Here is a 17,312-nt window from a genome sequence, read left to right as displayed (position 1 = left end):
GCTCAGCCGTCGGGCGAGATCTCTGCCTCCTTGAACAGGCCGAGCTTGTCGAGCGGGCTCGTGACCGTGCGCACCGTGCGGGTCGCGACCTTGGCGTAGAGAGCCGTGTTGTCGAGCTTGGCGTGCCCGAGCAGGACCTGGATGACCCGAATGTCGGTGCCGTCTTCCAGAAGGTGGGTGGCGAAGCTGTGACGCAGCGTATGCGGCCCGACACGCTTGGCGATGTCGGCGGCCTGTGCCGCCTCGACGACGATGCGGTGAAGCTGCCGGGTGCTGATCGGCTTCATCGCATGCTGTCCGGGGAACAACCAGCCATCGCGGTGCATGACACCCTGCTGCCGCCCGACCTTCCACCACTGGCGCAGCAGGGCAAGCAGGTCGGCCGACAGCATGGCATTGCGGTACCGTCCGCCCTTGCCACGCTCGACGCGCAGCAGCATGCGCTCGCTGTCGACGTCGGCGACCTTCAGCGTCGACACCTCGGCGACGCGCAAGCCCGCGCCATAGGCGACCGAGAGCGCGGCCTGGTGCTTGAGGCAGGTGGTGGCGTTGAGGAGACGGGCAACCTCGTCGCGGCTCAGGACCACCGGCAGCTTGCGCGGCTGCGACAGGCGGACCAGCCTGCGCGCCAGGTCCGGGCGGTCGAGCGTGTGGGTGAAGAAGAAGCGCAGGGCCGACACGATGCTGTTCATGGTCGGCACGGGAACGCCATCCTCCTGCTGCTCGATCTGGAACCGGCGCAGGTCGTCGGTGGTCGCTGCGTCTGGTGAACGCCCAAGGAATGTCGCCAGGCGTCCGACATCGCGGAGATAGTTGCGCTGCGTCTCCCGTGAGAAACGTCGCATGGTCATGTCGTCAATCAACCGTTGGCGCAGCGGGCTGATCGGTGCATCGAGAACAGGGTGGGGCATGGTCAGGCTCCTTGTTGAAGAAGCCTGTGATGCTCTGCCCCCGCCGAACGACGCTCAATGCGGGCGCGGCAACCGGATCGTGACCTCTACCTCACCGCGCGCGCCCATCCCGCGCAGCGGGTTCGTTCAACGGCCCTTTCCGGCATGTCGGCTTTGCGCCCAATGTCGGCCGTTGAGGTGATCTTTGCTGTTGCCGATAGCAGACGTTGCCGGCGACCACCCTGGACATCGTAGATTATCGACCGATTGGTCTCGCGCAGAAGCTGGCGACATGCTCGCGCGCATCGCCGGCATTCCGCACAGCCGCCTGCACGAACTGCTGCCGTGGGAATGGAGAAAGCCAGCCTCACATGCGCGGCGCTGCCGCTGATAGGTTAGGCCACGCCCAGTGCCGTCACAAGCTTCTCGCGCAGTGCTACGGCCGCGGCGGTCAGGTTGTCGCTTCCGATTATGTGCGCGCACGCAGACCAAAGGGCAGCAACGTGCATCGCCTGCATGCGCAGCTCGCCGCTCCGAAGGCGCAGCATTACCTCCGGCAACTCAGCGAGCACGACCTCTATGTCTTCGGAGGAGTCGAGTAATCGGTCTCCGCCTAGCACGACGTCCAGCGCGAGGTATGAGATCACGAGGTTGTTCTGGTTCGCCGGGTTTGGATATGAGACGAGGAGTCTCTTGAGCTCACCGGCACTGTACCCCGTCTCCTCGCACAACTCGCGGCGGGCGGCTGATTCAGCTGGGTCGGTCTCTCCCGCGGCATCGCTAGGCTCGACGGTGCCGCTCACCAGTCCGGTGACAACCTCCCGTCTCCCGTGCCGATACTCTCTCACGAGGACCAGCTGAAGGGTTTCGCGAGCCAACGCGACCACGTTAACCCAGTCGGGATATTCGATCACATGGTACGGGGTCACTTGAACGCCGCGGGGAGTGAGGCAGTGATCACTGCGGATGCGTAGCCACCGATCCTCATAAGTGACCGAGCTGGTGACAACCTGCCACGGCAGTATGGTGTCTAGCATCTTGCGAGTCATGTTTCAGGCCCCGTAGCGGACAAATCATCCGGATACTACGCGAAAGGTAGCTGTCTTGGTGAGGACAGCGGCCTAATGCGGTCTTACGCCATTTTGAGTAGCACGATCGAGACGATTTTCGATGATTTCGCGGACGGCTTCGATGCCTTGCATGGTGAAGGCGAGACTCGGCGCCGCCTCGAGTGAGGCGGCCTCCACCGGATGCGTACTTTCAGGTTGCTCCATCGGAACATAGTGCTCGCTATCAGGCACGATGATCAGCCGTTCGTTTCGCGCCGATTTCGCTTGCGCTACTGTGGTCGCCAGACCGGGGGCAACGCTCCTCGCAGTGAGTCTTGGCCGGTTCTGCGGGACGAAAGCGCGTCAGAGAAGCAGCCGCTGGTCCGTTGTCGGCAAAGTGCGGATCATATCCGCAGTAGGATGAACCTGCCGCGCCGGCGTGTCTATTTTCTGAGGCTGACCTGTGCTGGCGGCGCGCTCGATGGCAAGCAGGGCGCGCACGTCGGCAAGTCCCTCTCCCCCATCTGGTTCAGGCGGTTGTGCATTCAGGATGCAGTCGGAGAAATAAGCTGTCTGTCCGGCGAAATGGTCTGTCTGCGGGAACGTCTTTTCGGTACTGGTGTCGCTCTGCCGAAGCTTCATTCGCACGGCAGTCTCAAAACGGAAGCCCGGGTCGGCCGTTACGCTCCCCTTCGTTCCGACCACGTGGTAAAAGTCCGAATTATCCGCGCCGAAGCTGGCTATGAACTGCGCAAGCCGGCCCTCGGGGAAGCCCAGCGTCACGGCAATGCTCTCCTCGACCTCCCCGACGACGGCGCTGCCGTTGCCGAAGCTCTTTACAGCGACTGCCTCGATCGGCTCGGCCGCAAAGATATGACGCGCGGCATTCAGGCAGTAGACGCCGATGTCCTGCAAGGGACCGCCCCAATAGGCGGCTTTGAGGCGGTGATTGTCAGGCGACGCTACGAAGGAGAAGACCGCGGCAAAAATGCGGGGATCGCCGATCTCGCCGCTGCGGATGCGCTCCAGCACCTCGACAGTGCCGGGCTCGTTGTGCAGCCGATACGCGGTCATCAGGTAGGCGCCGCTCTCATTGGCGGCGGCGATCATCGCCTCGCATTCTGCCTCGGTCGTGGCCAGCGGCTTCTCAACGAGCGCGTGCTTGCCGGCTCTCAGGGCTCGGATCGCATAGTCGGCATGCAAGGAGTTCGGCAATGCCACGTAGACCGCATCGGCGACGTCCGATGCGAGCATCTGGTCGTACTGCTCGTAGCTGAATACGTGTTCCACGCCGTAGAATTCGGCGAGCTTAGCGGCGTTTTTGGCCGAGCCGCTGACAATCGCCGCGATTGTCGAGTTTCCGGTCTGGGACACACCGGGCATAAAAGCTTCCTGTGCAATCCAGCCCGCGCCCACCACGGCATATCGTATCGTTGTCAATTGGTCCTCCCAAATGGGATCACTCCCGGGACTTGTCCTCAAACTGCCATGATGTGGCCAGCGGATGCTCTCTGAGGCCTGACGGCAGTAGTCGATTTGAGCCAGTCGCAAGACGGGTTGTTGTCGCCTCTCAGGGGCAAAGGCGGGCGAGAGTCTCCCCTCGCCCGCCGCAGAGTTGCGCGCCTCGCCTACTTTGCGATGCAGGTGTCGGCGGTTTCGGGGGTGCAGACGTCGAGGCCGGTGTAGGTCGGGTCGGCCGGCGCCGGCTTGCCGTCCTTCATGTCCTTCAGCGCCAGCATGGTCTTGTAGCCCATCTCGAACGGCCGCTGTCCGACCTGGCCGAGCGACAGACCTTCCTTCATCTGGTCCATCTGCACCGGCAGCGTGTCGGCGACGACCAGCGCCAGCTCCTTCTTGGCGATCTTGTCCTTGTACGGCTCGACCGCAGCGCGATTGGCATCCGGTATGAATTGCGGAAAGCCGCCTGTCGGGACAAAGGCGTCAAGGTTTGGCGTCTTCGCCATGAAGTCCTGGAATTGCTGAACCGACAGGGGGAAGTCGTCGTTGGTATAGAGCGGGCAGCCCGGTGCTTCCGTCCAGCCGTTCTGGCCCGTCAGGGCATCGCCCGGCGAGGCGGCCGACTCCTTGCCGGCTAGCGTATCGCGGATGCCCTTCATGCGCTCGTTGTGGTTGGCCGCCGCAGCTCCGCCCGACTGGATGCAGATGGTGCCGCCATTCGGCTTGATGGTCTGCACGATCTTGGCGAGGTTGACGCCGATTTCGTAATTGTGCGTGCCGACATAGGCGACGCGCAGGTCCTTGTTTTCCGGTAACACGTCCGAGTCCCAGGTAAGCACGGGAATGCCCGCATCCTTGGCGGCCTGAAGCGCGACAGCCATTGCCGCGGCGTTCGACGGGGCGACGGCGATGCCGTCGACGTTCTTGGCCACCAGGTCCTGCACGATCTGCACCTGCTCCTCGCCGCCGCCATGCTCGCCGGGGCCGATATACATGCATTCGAAGGCGCCGTTAGCTTCCGCTTCCGCCTTCTTGCAACCGTCGCGCGCCTGGTCGAAGAAAGGATTGTTCATGTTCTTCGGCACCAGCGCGAAAGTGTATTTCTCCTGGGCGTAGGCCTGCCCCGCCATCAGCGCGGAAAAAGCCACGGCCGCCGTCAGAATGTATTTTTTCACCTGTTCCTCCACTTTGTTTTGACGTCCACTATCCCCGACGGCTTGCGGCCGCCGGATTCTATTTGCGCTTCCAGGTAAACATACCCTCCAGCGTCGCCATCAGGGACTTTCCGCTGGTCTGCATGCCCAGAAGCACGGCGAGAATGATGAAGGCGCCGACGAAAGCGCCCTGCCAATTGGAATCGATTCCGGCCATCAGCAGTGCGTTGCGGATGACTTCGAGGAATGCCGAGCCGATCACCGCGCCGAACGCGGTGCCGTAGCCGCCCATCAGGTTTGCGCCGCCGATGACGGTGCCGGCAATTACGCGCAGCTCGTATCCGGTTCCCATCGCGTTGATGGCCGAGCCGCTGTAGCCGAGCAGCAGAAGCGAGGCGACAGCAGCACAGAAGGACGAGAAGACGTACGCCTGGAATTTGACCCGGTCGACCGGCACGCCGGTCAGGCGCGCGGCATGTTCATTGCCGCCGATCGCGAAGAGGTGGCGGGCCCAGGCGGTGAAGATGAAGACGAAGCCGACGATGAGCGCAAGGATCACCATAACCCAGAAATGCGACGACAGTTCCGGGATCCAATGCGGCACCCAGCCGTCCGGCGTGTGCCGCGGCCATTTGGCCTGGCCGATTGCCTTGACGATCGGCGCATCGGGTCCGAACTGGTAGAGCATCTGGTTGCCGGACAGCACGACCGCCGCCGAGCGCGCGATCGACAGCATGCCTAGCGTCACCACGAAGGACGGCATGCCGATATAGGCGACGAAAAAACCGTTAAAGGCTCCACAGGCGATGCCCGCGAGCAGACCCGCGCCAAACGCCACGTACCAAGGCTGGTGCCAGGTGAGCAGCAGGCCGGCGACGATGGCGACCAGCCCCATCACCGAGCCGACCGACAGGTCGATGCCGCCGGTGATCAGCACCACCGTCATGCCCAGCGCCATGATGGCGATAGGTGCAAAATTGCGGGTGATGTTGGTGAGGTTGGCGGCGGTCCCGAAACTCGGCTCCAGCCACGTCATGAAGACCACCAACACGAAGAGCGCGATCGCGACCCAGAAGGCCTGACTGGCGATCATCTTCTGGAAAACGGTCTGCTCTCTTATGCCGACCACATCGCCGATCGCCGCATGGCCTTCCTTTAGCGAGTCGGTCTGGCTATGCGTCACGGATCGCTCCCGTAATCAGGCCGGTGATCTCCTCCGGCGATGTCTTCTCCGTCGCCTTGTCGGCCACTTTCGAGCCGCGTCTCAGCACGATGATGCGGTCGCAGACCGCGAACACGTCCGGCATGCGGTGGCTGATCAGCATTACCGACACACTCTGCGATTTGAGCCGCCGGATCAGCTCCAGCACCTCGGCTACCTGGCGGACCGAAATCGCCGCGGTCGGCTCATCCATCAGCACCAGCTTGGCGTTGGAGAGCCGGGTTCGGGCAATGGCGACCGCCTGCCGCTGGCCGCCTGACATTTTTTTGACCAGATCGCGCGGCCGCGTCTCCGACTTCAGCTCCGCGAACAGTTTTGCCGAACGGTCGATCATCGCCTGCTTGTCGAGCACACGGACCGGCCAAAACCCCTTCTTCATCTCGCGGCCGAGAAAGACATTTTGGGCGGCCGTCAGATTGTCGGCCAAGGCCAGGTCCTGGTAGACGACCTCGATCCCCTCGCCCCGTGCCTCGATCGGCTTGTGGAAATGGCAGACCTTGCCTTCCACCGCGATCTCGCCGTCGGAGGGTGGGAAGTTCCCCGCAATCAGCTTCACCATGGTCGATTTCCCGGCGCCATTGTCGCCCATCAGGCCAACAACCTCGCCGGCAGCAACCGTGAAGCTAACATCCGACAAGGCGCGGATAGCACCGAAGCTTTTCGAGACGCTTCGCACGTCTAGCACAGACACATTCTCCTCCCTGTCCTCCATCGGCTTGAGCACTTAGCCGACGTACCTCACTCCAACTGCAACTCATATTGCAAAACTTACGAACATGCAATGTTTATTTCAGGCACATCGAAGGGCGGCGACCAATTTCTGCCTCGCGTCAGCCTGTTCGCAGCCACTTGCTCTCCCGAGCCGATCCCTGAATTGCCTCCACGAGTTCCTGGATGCGCAGGCCGGCCCGGAAGCCGAAAGGCTCGGCTCGCTTCCCGGCGATCGCATCGACGAACCGCGCCACCTCGATCGCCTTCAGATCGTTGAAGCCGAGCTGGTGGCCAGGCGCGACACAGAAGAGTCCATAGGGATCGTGATCCGGCCCGGCCTCGATGCGCCGAAAGCCACGCCGGCCGGCAGGGTCGGCGGTGCTGTAGAAATGCAGCTCGTTGAAGCGCTCCTGGCTGAAGACGAGCGCGCCCTTGGTGCCGTAGACCTCGAAGTCGTGCTGCATCTTGCGGCCGGTGGCGACCCAGCTCGCTTCGATGCTGCCCGACGCGCCGTTGGCAAAGCGCAGAAACGCGCGACCGATGTCATCGACCTCGACGGTCAAGCGCCCGCCCCTGCCATCAGGACGGCTCGCTGTGACGGTGACTGCATCGCCCAAAACCCGTTCAACCGGACCGAGCAGGAATTCGGCCGTGGCCAGCGCATGGCTGCCCAGATCAGCCAATGCGCCACCGCCGACAGGATCGTGCCTGAAGGTAAACGGGCCTTCCGCATCCGCCATGTAGTCCTCGGCATGAATGCCGCGATAGCTGCGGATCTCCCCCAGCTCGCCCTCGCGGATCATCTCCCGCGCCAGCGCAAACAGCGGATTGCACAGATAGTTGAACCCGACCTGCGTCCTGACGCTGGCCGCTTCCGCCGCCTCGGCCATCTGCCGGGCATCCGCCGCAAGCGGCGCCAGCGGTTTCTCGCAATAGACGTGCTTGCCGGCCGCAATGGCGGCGAGCGCCATCTCCTTGTGGAAGGCGTTCGGCGCCGTGATGTCGATCACGTCGATCTCCGGGTCCTCGACCAGGCGTCTCCAGTCCCCGCTCGCCCGCGCGAAACCCAATGTCCGTGCCGCATGCGCCGCGAGCTCTTCGGTCCTGTCTGCGACGGTGTGAAGAACCAGCTCGTAGGGCAGATCAAAGACACGCTGCGCGGCGGCGAGGCCGAACACATGGGTCTTGCCCATGAAGCCCGTGCCGATGAGGCCGATTCTGAGTTGAGGTTTTTCACCGGCCATTCAACTCGGCTCCGTTTACCACCAGCGCCGAGTCTATCCGCCCGGCGAAAAAATCGAGCACGTTCTGCACCGACGAGATTGCCATGCGCGCACCGCACTCGGCGGTGAGCCCGGCAATGTGAGGCGTCAGAATCACTTGGTCGAAGCCGAAGAGCGGATGATCCGCGGCAGGCGGTTCATCGTCGAAGACGTCGATACCGGCTGCCGCGATGCGCCCCTCCTGCAGCGCCGCAATCAGCGCCGCCTCGTCGACCACGCCGCCCCGCGCCGTGTTGATGAGAACGGCAGTCGGCTTTATCGCCGAGAGTTCCACGGGGCCGATCACCGGGTGCTCGGCCTTGGGTACGTTGACGGAGATCGCATCGGCCCAGGCGAGTGCCGCTTGCAAGTCGCTCACTGGCGCGACCGGCCCCTTCGGCCAGCCTTGCCTCTCAAGGAATGGATCGTATGCGCGCACGTCCATGCCGAATGCCGCCGCTATTCGCGCCAGGTGGCGGCCGATCCGGCCGAACCCGAGGATCAGCAGTCGCTTGCCCGCAAGTTCGCTTGGCTCCAGCCGGTTGCGCCAACCCCATTCGTTGTCGCGGACCGAACGATCGGCGCGGATGAGCCGCTTGGTTGCCGCCAGCAACAGCATCATGGCGTGCTCGGCCACCGACACCGAATTCACGTCGCCGACGATCGCCAGCGCGATCCCGCGCCGATTGAGGGAGGGCAGATCCACTGCGTCGTAGCCGACGCCATGGCGCGAGACGATCTTCAGCCTCTCGGCGCGTGCGACGGTCGGAGCCGACAAGGGCTGGGTGCGGATGACGAGACCATCGGCCTTGCCGATCAGAGGTGCGTAGCTTGGCTCGGAGACATCTTCGACATAGTCGTAGGTGACGCCGGGCGACGCATTGAGAAGTTCGATGCCGCTCGGATGAAGCTTTCCGGCTACCAGCACGTGGGGCATCAATAGCCTCCCTTGCCGGCTGCGGCCGGGACGGCTTTCGCACCCGTCAATTCGCGAAAGCGGGCAACGCTCGCCTGAGCCGCCGCAGCGAGCAGGCGGGAGTCGCCCGAGACCGTCGTCATGTCGAAACCCCATTCGATGGCGCGTGCTGCGTAGTCGGCCGCGCCGCAATGGAGCGCGGCGCGCTTGCCATGTCTTTTGCAGGCCGCGACAATCGTTTGCAGCGCCTCGATCATCTCCGGCTCCTCGCGGTCGAAGGCTGGTGCGAGGCGCCCCTGGTGCAGGCTGAAGGTGAGGTCGGCGGGGCCGACATAGATGCCGTCGAGGCCAGGCGTGGCGGCGATCCCCTCCAGATTGTGCATCGCGTCCGCAGTCTCGACCATGGCGAAGGCCAGGATCTCGTCATTGGCCTCGGCGGCGTAGTTGGCGCCCGCCGAAAAGTTGGCACGGGTCGGGCCGAAGCTGCGCTGGCCGGCGGGCGGATAGCGCAGGTAGCTGACGAACTCGGCCGCCTGTTGGGGCGTGTTGACCATCGGGCAGATGACGCCGTAGGCGCCGGCGTCCAGCACCTTCATGATGATGCCCGGCTCCAGCCACGGCACGCGCGCCATCGGCACGACGCCCGAAGCGCGCATCGCCTGGAACATCGGCAGCAGCATCGAATAGTCGAGCGCGCCGTGCTGGACGTCGATGCTGACGCTGTCATAACCCTGCGCGGCCATGATTTCGGCGGTGAATGGGTTGCCGATGGAGAGCCAGCCATTGATGGTCGGCCTGCCGTCGGCCCAGATTTGCATGAGCTTGTTCTTGAGCAAGGCGGCCTCCTTAGAGCACGATCTGCGCAAGCTTGGTGTCGAGATAGTCGCCGATCCCCTCGCTGCCGCCTTCGCGACCCATTCCGGAATAATTCGTGCCGCCGAACGGGGCTTCCGATGCGGCGAGAGCGAAGCTGTTGATGCCGACCATGCCTGCCTTCAGTTCGGCAACGGCGCGGCGCGCCCGTTTCGGGCTTGACGTGAAGGCGTAGGCTGAAAGCCCCATCGGTGACGCGTTCGCGCGCTCCAGAACCTCATCGTCCGAAGAAAACCGGGTGATCGCCGCGATCGGGCCGAAATTCTCCTCGGCAAAGACTCGCATGTCGTCGTCGACATCAGTCAGCACCGTGGGTTCGTGAAAATGGCCGGCATTGAACGCTGTGGCGCGATGCCCGCCCGCGACCAGCTTAGCGCCTGCCTTCACTGCGTCCGACACGATGCTCTCGACCTCGGACAGCCGGCCGGCATTGATCAGCGGCCCCATCTGCACGGAGGGGTCGAGCCCGTCGCCCAGTTTCAACGCCTGGGCTCGTTGAACGAAGCCCTCCACGAAAGCGTCGTGCAGCGTTTCGTGGACGAAGAAACGGTCCGGGGTGACGCAGACCTGCCCAGCATTGGCGTATTTGGTTGGCACGGAAACGCTAAGCACGGCATCGAGATCGGCATCGTCGAAGACGATCAGCGGCGCGTTGCCGCCAAGTTCCATGGACACCTTCTTCACTGTGTCGGCGGCATCGCGGATCATCTGCTGGCCGACACGCGTCGAGCCGGTGAGGGATACCTTGCGCACGGTCGGCGAAGCCATGATCGGCGCATAGGTCGTGCTCGTGGGTCCAACGACCAGGCTGACGGCGCCGGCTGGAAGATTGCCGGCGCGGATGCAGTCGACCATCAGCATCGCCGTCCCCGGCGTCTGACTTGACGGCCGGACGATGGTCGAGCAACCGGCCGCCAGTGCCGGCGCCACCTTGCGGGCAACCAGTGCTGCCGGAAAGTTCCAGGCGGTGAAGGCGGCTGCGATCCCGACCGGCTCGTGCAGAACCTCGAAACGACCGCCGGGCACGCGCGATTCGATGACACGTCCGTAGATCCGGCGGGCCTCCTCGGCATACCAGCGGAACTGGTCGACCGCGAGCCCCCATTCGCGCTCGGACTGGGCAATAGGCTTGCCGGTCTCGCTGGAGATCATCCGTGCGGCCTCGTCCTTGCGGCGGATCATCTCGTCCGCGATGGCATGCAGGGCGGACGCGCGCTCAAAACCACCCTTGGATTTCCAGGCGGAAAACCCACGGGCGGCGCTGTTAAGCGCTTCTTCCGTGTCGGCGCGCGTGGCAACGGGAACCTCGCCCAGCGGCTTTTCCGTCACCGGGCTCATCACAGGCACCGTCCCGCCGTCAGATGCCTTGCGCCACTTGCCGTCGATGAACAGTCCGTAGTTCGCGTACATGGCTTATCCGATCTCGCTGACCTTCACGGAGCGGCCTTCGACAGCCGATTTCATCGCCGCTTCGGCGACGATCAGGGCGCGGCGCCCGTCCTCGAAGCCGACTTCCGGCGGCTCGCCCTTCTCGACACAGGTGACGAAGGCGTCGATCTCGGCATCGAACGCTTCGCGGTATCGCTCGATGAAGAAGTCGAGATAAGGCGCTGCGGCTTCGGTTCGCGCGACCGAGTAGCGGCGCAGTTCGTGAGGCTTCCTGTTGCCGCTGATCACCATGCCGGTGCTGCCCAGCAGTTCGACGCGCTGGTCGTACCCGTAGGTGGAGGTGCGGGAATTGTTGATATGGCACTGCTTGCCGCTGGCGGTGCGCATGACGACCATGACGCTGTCGTAGTCGTTCAGTTCCTCCATCATCGCCGGGTCGATCAGCCGGCCACCGATGGCGAACACCTCCTCCGGCTCCTCTCCCAGCATGAAGCGGGCGAGGTCGAAATCGTGGATCGTCATGTCGCGAAAAAGCCCGCCCGCGACCTCGTAGTAGGAACGGGGCGGCATGCCGGGATCACGCGAGGTGATGATGACCTGGTGCAGATCGCCGATATCGCCGGATTGTACGGCGATCCACGCCGCGCGATGACCGGGATCGAAACGCCGGTTGAAACCGATCTGGACCGGCACGCCCCTGGACAGAACGACGTCAGCGCAGCGGTTTACCCGCTCCAGGCTGAGATCGATCGGCTTCTCGCAGAGCACGGGTTTGCCGGCGGCCACCGCCTTTTCAATGTAATCGGCATGCGTGTCAGTCACCGTCGCGACAAGGACCGCATCTACATCCGCCGCGGCAAATACCTCGTCGGCCGACCCCGAAGCGCGAACGCCGTGCCGCGCCGCGACAGTGTCCGCGGACGATTCGTCGATGTCATAGACGGTGGCCAGTTCCGCACGAGGATGAGCGGCGATGTTTGCCGCATGCATCCTGCCGATCCGACCACAGCCGAGCACAGCAATCCTGAGCAAGAAATCCTCCCGATTTGAATTTTCGCAATGATCGTTGCAAACAAGTTGATTTGTCAATGGGCATTCCGTATAGAGTTGGAAAGACCGTCGTTAGGGAGGAGACAAAGATGACCACGGCCACCGTCCGTCTGACCATGGCGCAGGCGCTCGTGCGCTATCTGTGCAACCAGTTCACGGTCGTCGACGGCGAGAAAGTTCCGCTTTTTCCGGGCGTCTTCGCCATCTTCGGGCACGGCAACGTGACCTGCCTTTCCGAAGCGCTCGAGGCGGTGAAGGACGTGCTGCCAACCTGGCGCGGCCAGAACGAGCAGTCAATGGCGCTCGCCGCGATCGGCTTTGCGAAGGCAAAGCGCCGGCGCCAGGTCATGGTGGCGGCCACATCGATCGGTCCGGGGGCATTGAACATGGTGACGGCGGCGGGTGTCGCCCATTCGAACCGGCTGCCGGTGCTGCTGCTCTCCGGCGACACCTTTGTCAATCGCCGGCCCGATCCGGTCATGCAGCAGGTCGAGCACTTCGGCGACCCGACCATCAACGTCAATGACGCCTTCAAGGCGGTCACGCGCTACTGGGACCGCATCGTCCATCCCGAGCAAATCATCTCGTCGCTGCCGCAGGCGGTGGCGGTGCTGCTTGATCCGGCGGATTGCGGGCCGGCCTTCATCGCGCTGCCGCAGGATGTGCAAGAAATCGCCTGGGACTACCCGCAAGCCTTCTTCGAGCCGACGGTGCATGAGGTGCCACGCCCCCGTCCCGACCGGAATCGACTCGCCGAAGCTGTGCGCATCCTCAGAGGCGCGAAACGGCCGCTGATCATTTCCGGTGGCGGCGTGCGTTATTCCGGGGCAGAGAAGTTGCTTGGCGATTTCGCCGAAAGACATGGGATCCCGCTGGCCGAGACGATTGCCGGCAAGGGCGCGGTCACGCACGACCACCCCGCGCATGTCGGACCGATCGGCATCGTCGGCTCAACCTCGGCCAACGCGGTGGCGGCGGAAGCCGACGTGATCATCGCCGTCGGCACGCGGCTCATGGACTTCACAACCGGATCCTGGAGCGCCTTCTCCGCCGAAGCGAAATTCATCTCGGTCAACGCCGCACGCTGGGATGCCACCAAGCACCGGGCGCTCGCTGTCGTCGGCGATGCGCTGGAGACGGTGGGCGAACTCGAAGCCGCCCTCGGCGACTGGCAAGCCGACCGCACCTGGACCGACAAGGGCAAGGTCGAGTTCGCAAAGTGGAACTCGATGCTCGACGGGTTCCAGAAGCCGACCAATGATCCCGTGCCGACATACGCTCAGGTCGTGGGCGTGGTGAACGCCAAGGCGGGCGAACGCGACCTGCTGATCACCGCGGCCGGCGGACTGCCCGGCGAGGTTATGAAGAATTGGCGGGTGAAGGAGCCGAACACCTTCGACTGCGAGTTTGGTTTCTCGTGCATGGGTTATGAAATCTCTGCCGGCTGGGGGGCGGCCATGGCCGACCCCACCCGCACGCCAATCGTCATGATCGGCGACGGCACCTACATGATGATGAACTCCGACATCTATTCCTCGGTGCTCGCCGGCCACAAGATGATCCTCGTCGTCTGCGACAATGGCGGCTATGCGGTGATCAACCGGCTGCAGAACGCCAAGGGCGGCGCCTCCTTCAACAACCTGATCAAGGACTGCCGGGTCAAGGAGCCCTTCTCGGTCGACTTCGCCAAGCACGCGGAAGCCATGAGGGCGCTGACGCGGCGTGTCGAAAGCCTTGCCGATCTCAGCCAGGCGATCGAATGGGCGAAGACCACCGACCGCACCACTGTCATCACCATCGTTTCCGACGCATTCACCTGGACGCCCGGTGATGCGTGGTGGGACGTCGGCGTACCGCAAGTCAGCGACCGCGAACAGGTCCGCGAGGCCCATTCCGCGCAAACCGAAGGCCGCAAACGGCAGCGCATAGGTGTCTGAGTTTTCGGTAGGTGTCTGAGTTTTCGGGCGCCCCTCGGGGCGTCCTCTGCCGGAACGATGCGACACTCCCTGAGCATTGTTCCGGCAGCTTTTTCGTGGCGCAAGCAGCCGACGCCGGCCGGAAAATCATGATTGGAGAAGAAAATGAGAGCCAAGCTTGGCATCGCGCCGATCGCCTGGTGGAACGATGATCTCCCCGAATTGAGCGACGACGTTTCGCTGGAGGAGTGCCTGCGGCAGGCCCGCGAGGCCGGCTTCACCGGCATGGAGACTGGCCGCCGCTTCCCGATGGACGCGGCGGTGCTTGAGCCCATCCTGAGGCAGCATGGCATGAGCGTCTGCGGCGGCTGGTTCTCCGGTTGCTTGCTGGTCGGCGACATTGATGAAGAGAAGGACCGCATCGCCGCGCAGATGGAGCTGTTCAAAGCGACCAACGCCCCATGCATCGTCTATGGCGAGACGGGTCGCACCATCCAGGGCGACCGCGGAACGCCGCTGGCCATGCGCCCGCGTCTCGACGAGGATCAGATCGAGGCCTACGGCCGCAAGCTCACCACTTTCGGCGAATGGTGCGCGGATCAGGGCATGCCGATTTCCTACCACCACCACATGGCCGCGCCGATCGAAAGCGAACGGGACGTCGATCTGCTGATGAAACATTCCGGCGAAGGTCTGCCCCTACTCTACGATGCCGGCCACATGGCCTTTGCTGGCGGCGACGTGTTGCGGGTGATCGACAAGCACCACGCCCGCATTTCGCACGTCCACACCAAGGACATCCGCCAGGCGGTCGTGGACGGGCTCGACCGCACCCGGGAAAGTTTTCTCGACGCGGTGGTCAAGGGAGCCTTCACCGTGCCCGGTGACGGCTCGCTCGACTTCGAGGCGATCGTCAAGCGCTTGGCAAGCCACGGCTACGAAGGCTGGTTCGTTGTTGAAGCCGAGCAGGATCCCATCAAAAGTCCGCCGCTCGAAATGGCGAAGACAGGGCACAAGGAATTGCTGCGCGTGATGGCCGCGGCTGGCTACACTGTGGAGAGCTGAAGCATGAATCGCATGGATGGAAAGGTCTGCGTTGTCACGGGTTCGACGCAGGGGTTGGGAGCGGCCATCGCGCGCCGGCTTGCCGAAGCCGGCGCTCTGGGTGTCGTGACGCTCGGCCGCAATGGGACGAAGGGCCGTGCCGTGGCCGAGGCGATCACGCGAGAAACCGGCGTGCCTGTCCATTTTGTCGAGGCTGATCTCGGCAAAGTCGAGGATTGCCGACACGTGATGGCGGAGGCCGAGCGCGTTTACGGCAAGATACATGTGCTGGTGAACGCCGGTGCCCGCACGGATCGTGGCACCATCCTCGATACCTCGCCCGAACTCTTCGACGCCCTGTTCGCCGTCAATGTGCGCGGACCCTACTTCCTGATGCAGGAGGCCATCCGCCGCATGATCCGCGACGGCATCGAAGGCGCCATCTGCAACATCGGCTCGATCTCGGAGCATGCCGGCCAGCCCTTCATCAATGTCTATTGTGCTACCAAGGCGGCGCTGGCGACTCTAACCCGAAACACTGCCTTTTCCGTCATGAAGAACCGCATCCGGATTAACCAGCTGGATGTCGGCTGGATGGCGTCCGATCACGAGCGGGAGCTGCAGGCAAGTGAAACAGGCGACGCCAATTGGGAAGCGAAAGCCGTTGCAAACCTGCCCTTCGGGCGCCTGATCGACCCCCGCGAGGTCGCGCGGGCGGTAAACTTCCTCGTTTCGGACGATGCCGGGCTCATGACAGGTTCGGTGGTGGATTACGACCAGACAGTCCTTGGTGCCGCATCCGGCCCCATGGCCGTGCCTGAAAAGGCGATGGCGTTCTAACCTTCCGACACTGATTGAGAATCGACGGCCGGCGGATCGCCGTGCTGCGCCAGCTTTCGCGGGTTTGCAGTCCCTACCGCTCGGTAACCGTTGGAATGCGGGGATTGACCGCGTTGTTCTGAAGCCTGGCCGCCAAGGCCACGGTCAAAGCCTGCGCAAGACACATAGGAGCCGCCAGCGAGCGCGAGAACGTGTATTCGTGCTCCTGTACGGCGAAGAGAACACGCGCGCTCTTGGCCAATGGAGACAGCGTGCTGTCCGAGATCGCCACGATGGGTATGCCTCTCCCCGCGGCTTCCTCCACAACATTGACGACCTCATTCGCATAGAAGCGGAACGACACCGCAAACAGCAGGTCGGTCTTCCGCATCGCGCGGGCCATATGCGTGGCCAGTCCGCCGCCCGGATCCAGGAGCACACAGCGCTTACCCAGCATGGTCAGTATATAGCGAAGGAGGTCGACGACCGGCGCCGAGCGGAGTTGTCCCATCAGATAGACGACGTCGGCCTTCTCGAGCAGGCTAACGGCTTCTGCCAGATCCTCGGGTTGAATATCGGTGAGCATCTCTTTCAGGGACGCGATGTCACGAACAACCAGGTCGTGCATCAATCCCATCTCGCTGCGATCCGTCCGCTCCCCCAGTTCCTTCTCCAAGGCCTTGACGCGGGCTTCGAAGCCGGGAGCCGCGGTGGACAATCGTTTCTGGAAGAGCCCCTGCAGGTCCTTGAACCCCTCGTACCCCAGTGCTTGGGCAAAGCGGACGAAGCTGGACGCGTGAACGCCGCTGGTTTCGCCGATCGAGTTCACCGATCGCACCGCGACATCATTCGGATTTTGGGTGAGGTATAACGCAATCTTCTGGTACGACTTGCTCATCCCGTCATACCGGTCGTGAATCACGCGGATGAGATCCTCATAGTCCTTGGGTGCCTCGACCTTCTGTTCCACGATGCACATCCTTGCAATTTTTATTGCATATTGGCGTCTTTGAAGGCTTTTGACCAGCAGAGAGTTGTCAACTCTGTTATCGGCTCCACAAGTTTGGACTTCCGGTCGGACTGCGCAGTTCAGCTTCGCGTTGGAAAATGGATCGGGGCGCCGAAGATTGCGCACCAAGAGGGCTGCGCGCGAAGGAGAGGCGTGAAGCTCGAGACTTTGCTCAACACGACGTCCAGTCGTGGCTGATCTGCCGGGATCGGCTGATAAGCTCGGCAGGAACCGCTAACCGCGGCTCCGGAAACCATCAGGGAGCAGCGAGCCCCCACTGTCCGCAATGGGGTCAGTCAGGTACCTCGGACCTAACCGGATCGAATGTCCGCTATCGCTTTTTTGGACGCCAGAAACTGCCGGTCGGCAATCGGCCCCGTGCTGCCGGGCAGCAACGCGCCTCATATCGGCGATAGAGGCTTTCCTCCGCCCGGAGGCAGACATCGCGGGTGACTATGCTGGAGGTCGTGGTCGCGTAGAGTCGAGATGTGGCGCGGTGGCGGTAGGTTGAACATATCTGTTTGCCGCCTCTTTCGTCTGGCGGTGCCTC

16 protein-coding genes are annotated in these 17,312 nt (G+C 63.3%); 3 read left to right on the top strand and 13 right to left on the bottom strand.

Annotation, left to right across the window (positions count from 1 at the left end; genetic code table 11):
* Positions 1-2 precede the first annotated feature (2 nt).
* The 12 genes from AC0L3N_RS22735 to iolG form a co-directional block, all read right to left on the bottom strand.
* Entirely contained in the window at positions 3-911 is a 909-nt protein-coding gene (locus tag AC0L3N_RS22735; protein WP_473549611.1) for a tyrosine-type recombinase/integrase, read from the bottom strand.
* A gap of 374 nt (positions 912-1,285) precedes the next feature.
* The gene (locus AC0L3N_RS22730) at positions 1,286-1,939 is read right to left on the bottom strand and encodes an NUDIX hydrolase (protein ID WP_473549610.1); all 654 of its coding nucleotides are present in this window, start codon (positions 1,937-1,939) and stop codon (positions 1,286-1,288) included.
* A 72-nt stretch (positions 1,940-2,011) separates the two neighbouring features.
* Positions 2,012-2,191 carry a hypothetical protein gene (locus AC0L3N_RS22725; RefSeq protein ID WP_473549609.1) on the bottom strand — a complete coding sequence of 60 codons (180 nt, stop codon included), beginning with the start codon at positions 2,189-2,191 and terminating at the stop codon, positions 2,012-2,014.
* A 111-nt stretch (positions 2,192-2,302) separates the two neighbouring features.
* The gene (locus AC0L3N_RS22720) at positions 2,303-3,358 is read right to left on the bottom strand and encodes a Gfo/Idh/MocA family protein (RefSeq protein WP_473549608.1); all 1,056 of its coding nucleotides are present in this window, start codon (positions 3,356-3,358) and stop codon (positions 2,303-2,305) included.
* Between the two features lie 209 nt (positions 3,359-3,567).
* Complete coding sequence (locus tag AC0L3N_RS22715) at positions 3,568-4,572, bottom strand: substrate-binding domain-containing protein (protein ID WP_473549607.1); 1,005 nt, start codon at positions 4,570-4,572, stop codon at positions 3,568-3,570.
* 58 nt (positions 4,573-4,630) lie between these two features.
* Entirely contained in the window at positions 4,631-5,734 is a 1,104-nt protein-coding gene (locus AC0L3N_RS22710) for an ABC transporter permease (RefSeq protein ID WP_473549605.1), read from the bottom strand.
* On the bottom strand, positions 5,724-6,464 hold the full coding sequence (locus tag AC0L3N_RS22705; protein ID WP_473549604.1) for an ATP-binding cassette domain-containing protein: 741 nt from the start codon (positions 6,462-6,464) through the stop codon (positions 5,724-5,726). Before AC0L3N_RS22705 ends, AC0L3N_RS22710 begins: the two co-directional genes overlap by 11 nt.
* 139 nt (positions 6,465-6,603) lie before the next feature.
* Entirely contained in the window at positions 6,604-7,728 is a 1,125-nt protein-coding gene (locus tag AC0L3N_RS22700) for a Gfo/Idh/MocA family protein (protein WP_473549603.1), read from the bottom strand.
* Entirely contained in the window at positions 7,718-8,683 is a 966-nt protein-coding gene (locus AC0L3N_RS22695) for a hydroxyacid dehydrogenase (protein WP_473549602.1), read from the bottom strand. The genes AC0L3N_RS22700 and AC0L3N_RS22695 overlap by 11 nt, the downstream gene beginning before the upstream one ends.
* Entirely contained in the window at positions 8,683-9,498 is an 816-nt protein-coding gene (locus AC0L3N_RS22690) for an HpcH/HpaI aldolase family protein (protein ID WP_473549601.1), read from the bottom strand. The genes AC0L3N_RS22695 and AC0L3N_RS22690 overlap by 1 nt, the downstream gene beginning before the upstream one ends.
* A gap of 10 nt (positions 9,499-9,508) precedes the next feature.
* Positions 9,509-10,945, bottom strand: coding sequence for an NAD-dependent succinate-semialdehyde dehydrogenase (locus tag AC0L3N_RS22685; RefSeq protein ID WP_473549600.1), 1,437 nt, complete (start codon positions 10,943-10,945; stop codon positions 9,509-9,511).
* 3 nt (positions 10,946-10,948) lie between these two features.
* A complete protein-coding gene (gene iolG / locus AC0L3N_RS22680; RefSeq protein WP_473549599.1) occupies positions 10,949-11,956 on the bottom strand; it encodes an inositol 2-dehydrogenase in 1,008 nt (335 codons plus the stop codon).
* A gap of 107 nt (positions 11,957-12,063) precedes the next feature.
* On the opposite strand from iolG, the gene iolD reads away from it, so the two are divergent.
* From iolD to AC0L3N_RS22665, 3 genes are all read left to right on the top strand, one after another.
* Complete coding sequence (gene iolD, locus AC0L3N_RS22675) at positions 12,064-13,911, top strand: 3D-(3,5/4)-trihydroxycyclohexane-1,2-dione acylhydrolase (decyclizing) (protein ID WP_473549598.1); 1,848 nt, start codon at positions 12,064-12,066, stop codon at positions 13,909-13,911.
* Between the two features lie 144 nt (positions 13,912-14,055).
* A complete protein-coding gene (gene iolE, locus AC0L3N_RS22670; RefSeq protein ID WP_473549597.1) occupies positions 14,056-14,955 on the top strand; it encodes a myo-inosose-2 dehydratase in 900 nt (299 codons plus the stop codon).
* 3 nt (positions 14,956-14,958) lie between these two features.
* Complete coding sequence (locus tag AC0L3N_RS22665; protein WP_473549596.1) at positions 14,959-15,774, top strand: SDR family oxidoreductase; 816 nt, start codon at positions 14,959-14,961, stop codon at positions 15,772-15,774.
* A 73-nt stretch (positions 15,775-15,847) separates the two neighbouring features.
* Here AC0L3N_RS22665 and AC0L3N_RS22660 read toward each other — a convergent pair whose 3' ends face one another.
* Positions 15,848-16,723, bottom strand: coding sequence for a MurR/RpiR family transcriptional regulator (locus tag AC0L3N_RS22660; RefSeq protein WP_473549595.1), 876 nt, complete (start codon positions 16,721-16,723; stop codon positions 15,848-15,850).
* Between the last annotated feature and the right edge of the window lie 589 nt (positions 16,724-17,312).

The sequence above is a fragment of the Mesorhizobium sp. WSM4807 genome, assembly GCF_055811615.1.
The sequence above is the reverse complement of the archived record's forward strand: the minus strand, read 5'-3'. Positions and strand labels throughout refer to the sequence as shown.

Coding starts and splice junctions, on each gene's coding strand:
- AC0L3N_RS22665 (WP_473549596.1), top strand. CDS start 14,959: ATGAATCGCATGGATGGAAAGGTCTGCGTTGTCACGGGTTCGACGCAG.
- iolE (WP_473549597.1), top strand. CDS start 14,056: ATGAGAGCCAAGCTTGGCATCGCGCCGATCGCCTGGTGGAACGATGAT.
- AC0L3N_RS22695 (WP_473549602.1), bottom strand. CDS start 8,683: ATGCCCCACGTGCTGGTAGCCGGAAAGCTTCATCCGAGCGGCATCGAA.
- AC0L3N_RS22685 (WP_473549600.1), bottom strand. CDS start 10,945: ATGTACGCGAACTACGGACTGTTCATCGACGGCAAGTGGCGCAAGGCA.
- iolD (WP_473549598.1), top strand. CDS start 12,064: ATGACCACGGCCACCGTCCGTCTGACCATGGCGCAGGCGCTCGTGCGC.
- AC0L3N_RS22730 (WP_473549610.1), bottom strand. CDS start 1,939: ATGACTCGCAAGATGCTAGACACCATACTGCCGTGGCAGGTTGTCACC.
- AC0L3N_RS22735 (WP_473549611.1), bottom strand. CDS start 911: ATGCCCCACCCTGTTCTCGATGCACCGATCAGCCCGCTGCGCCAACGG.
- AC0L3N_RS22700 (WP_473549603.1), bottom strand. CDS start 7,728: ATGGCCGGTGAAAAACCTCAACTCAGAATCGGCCTCATCGGCACGGGC.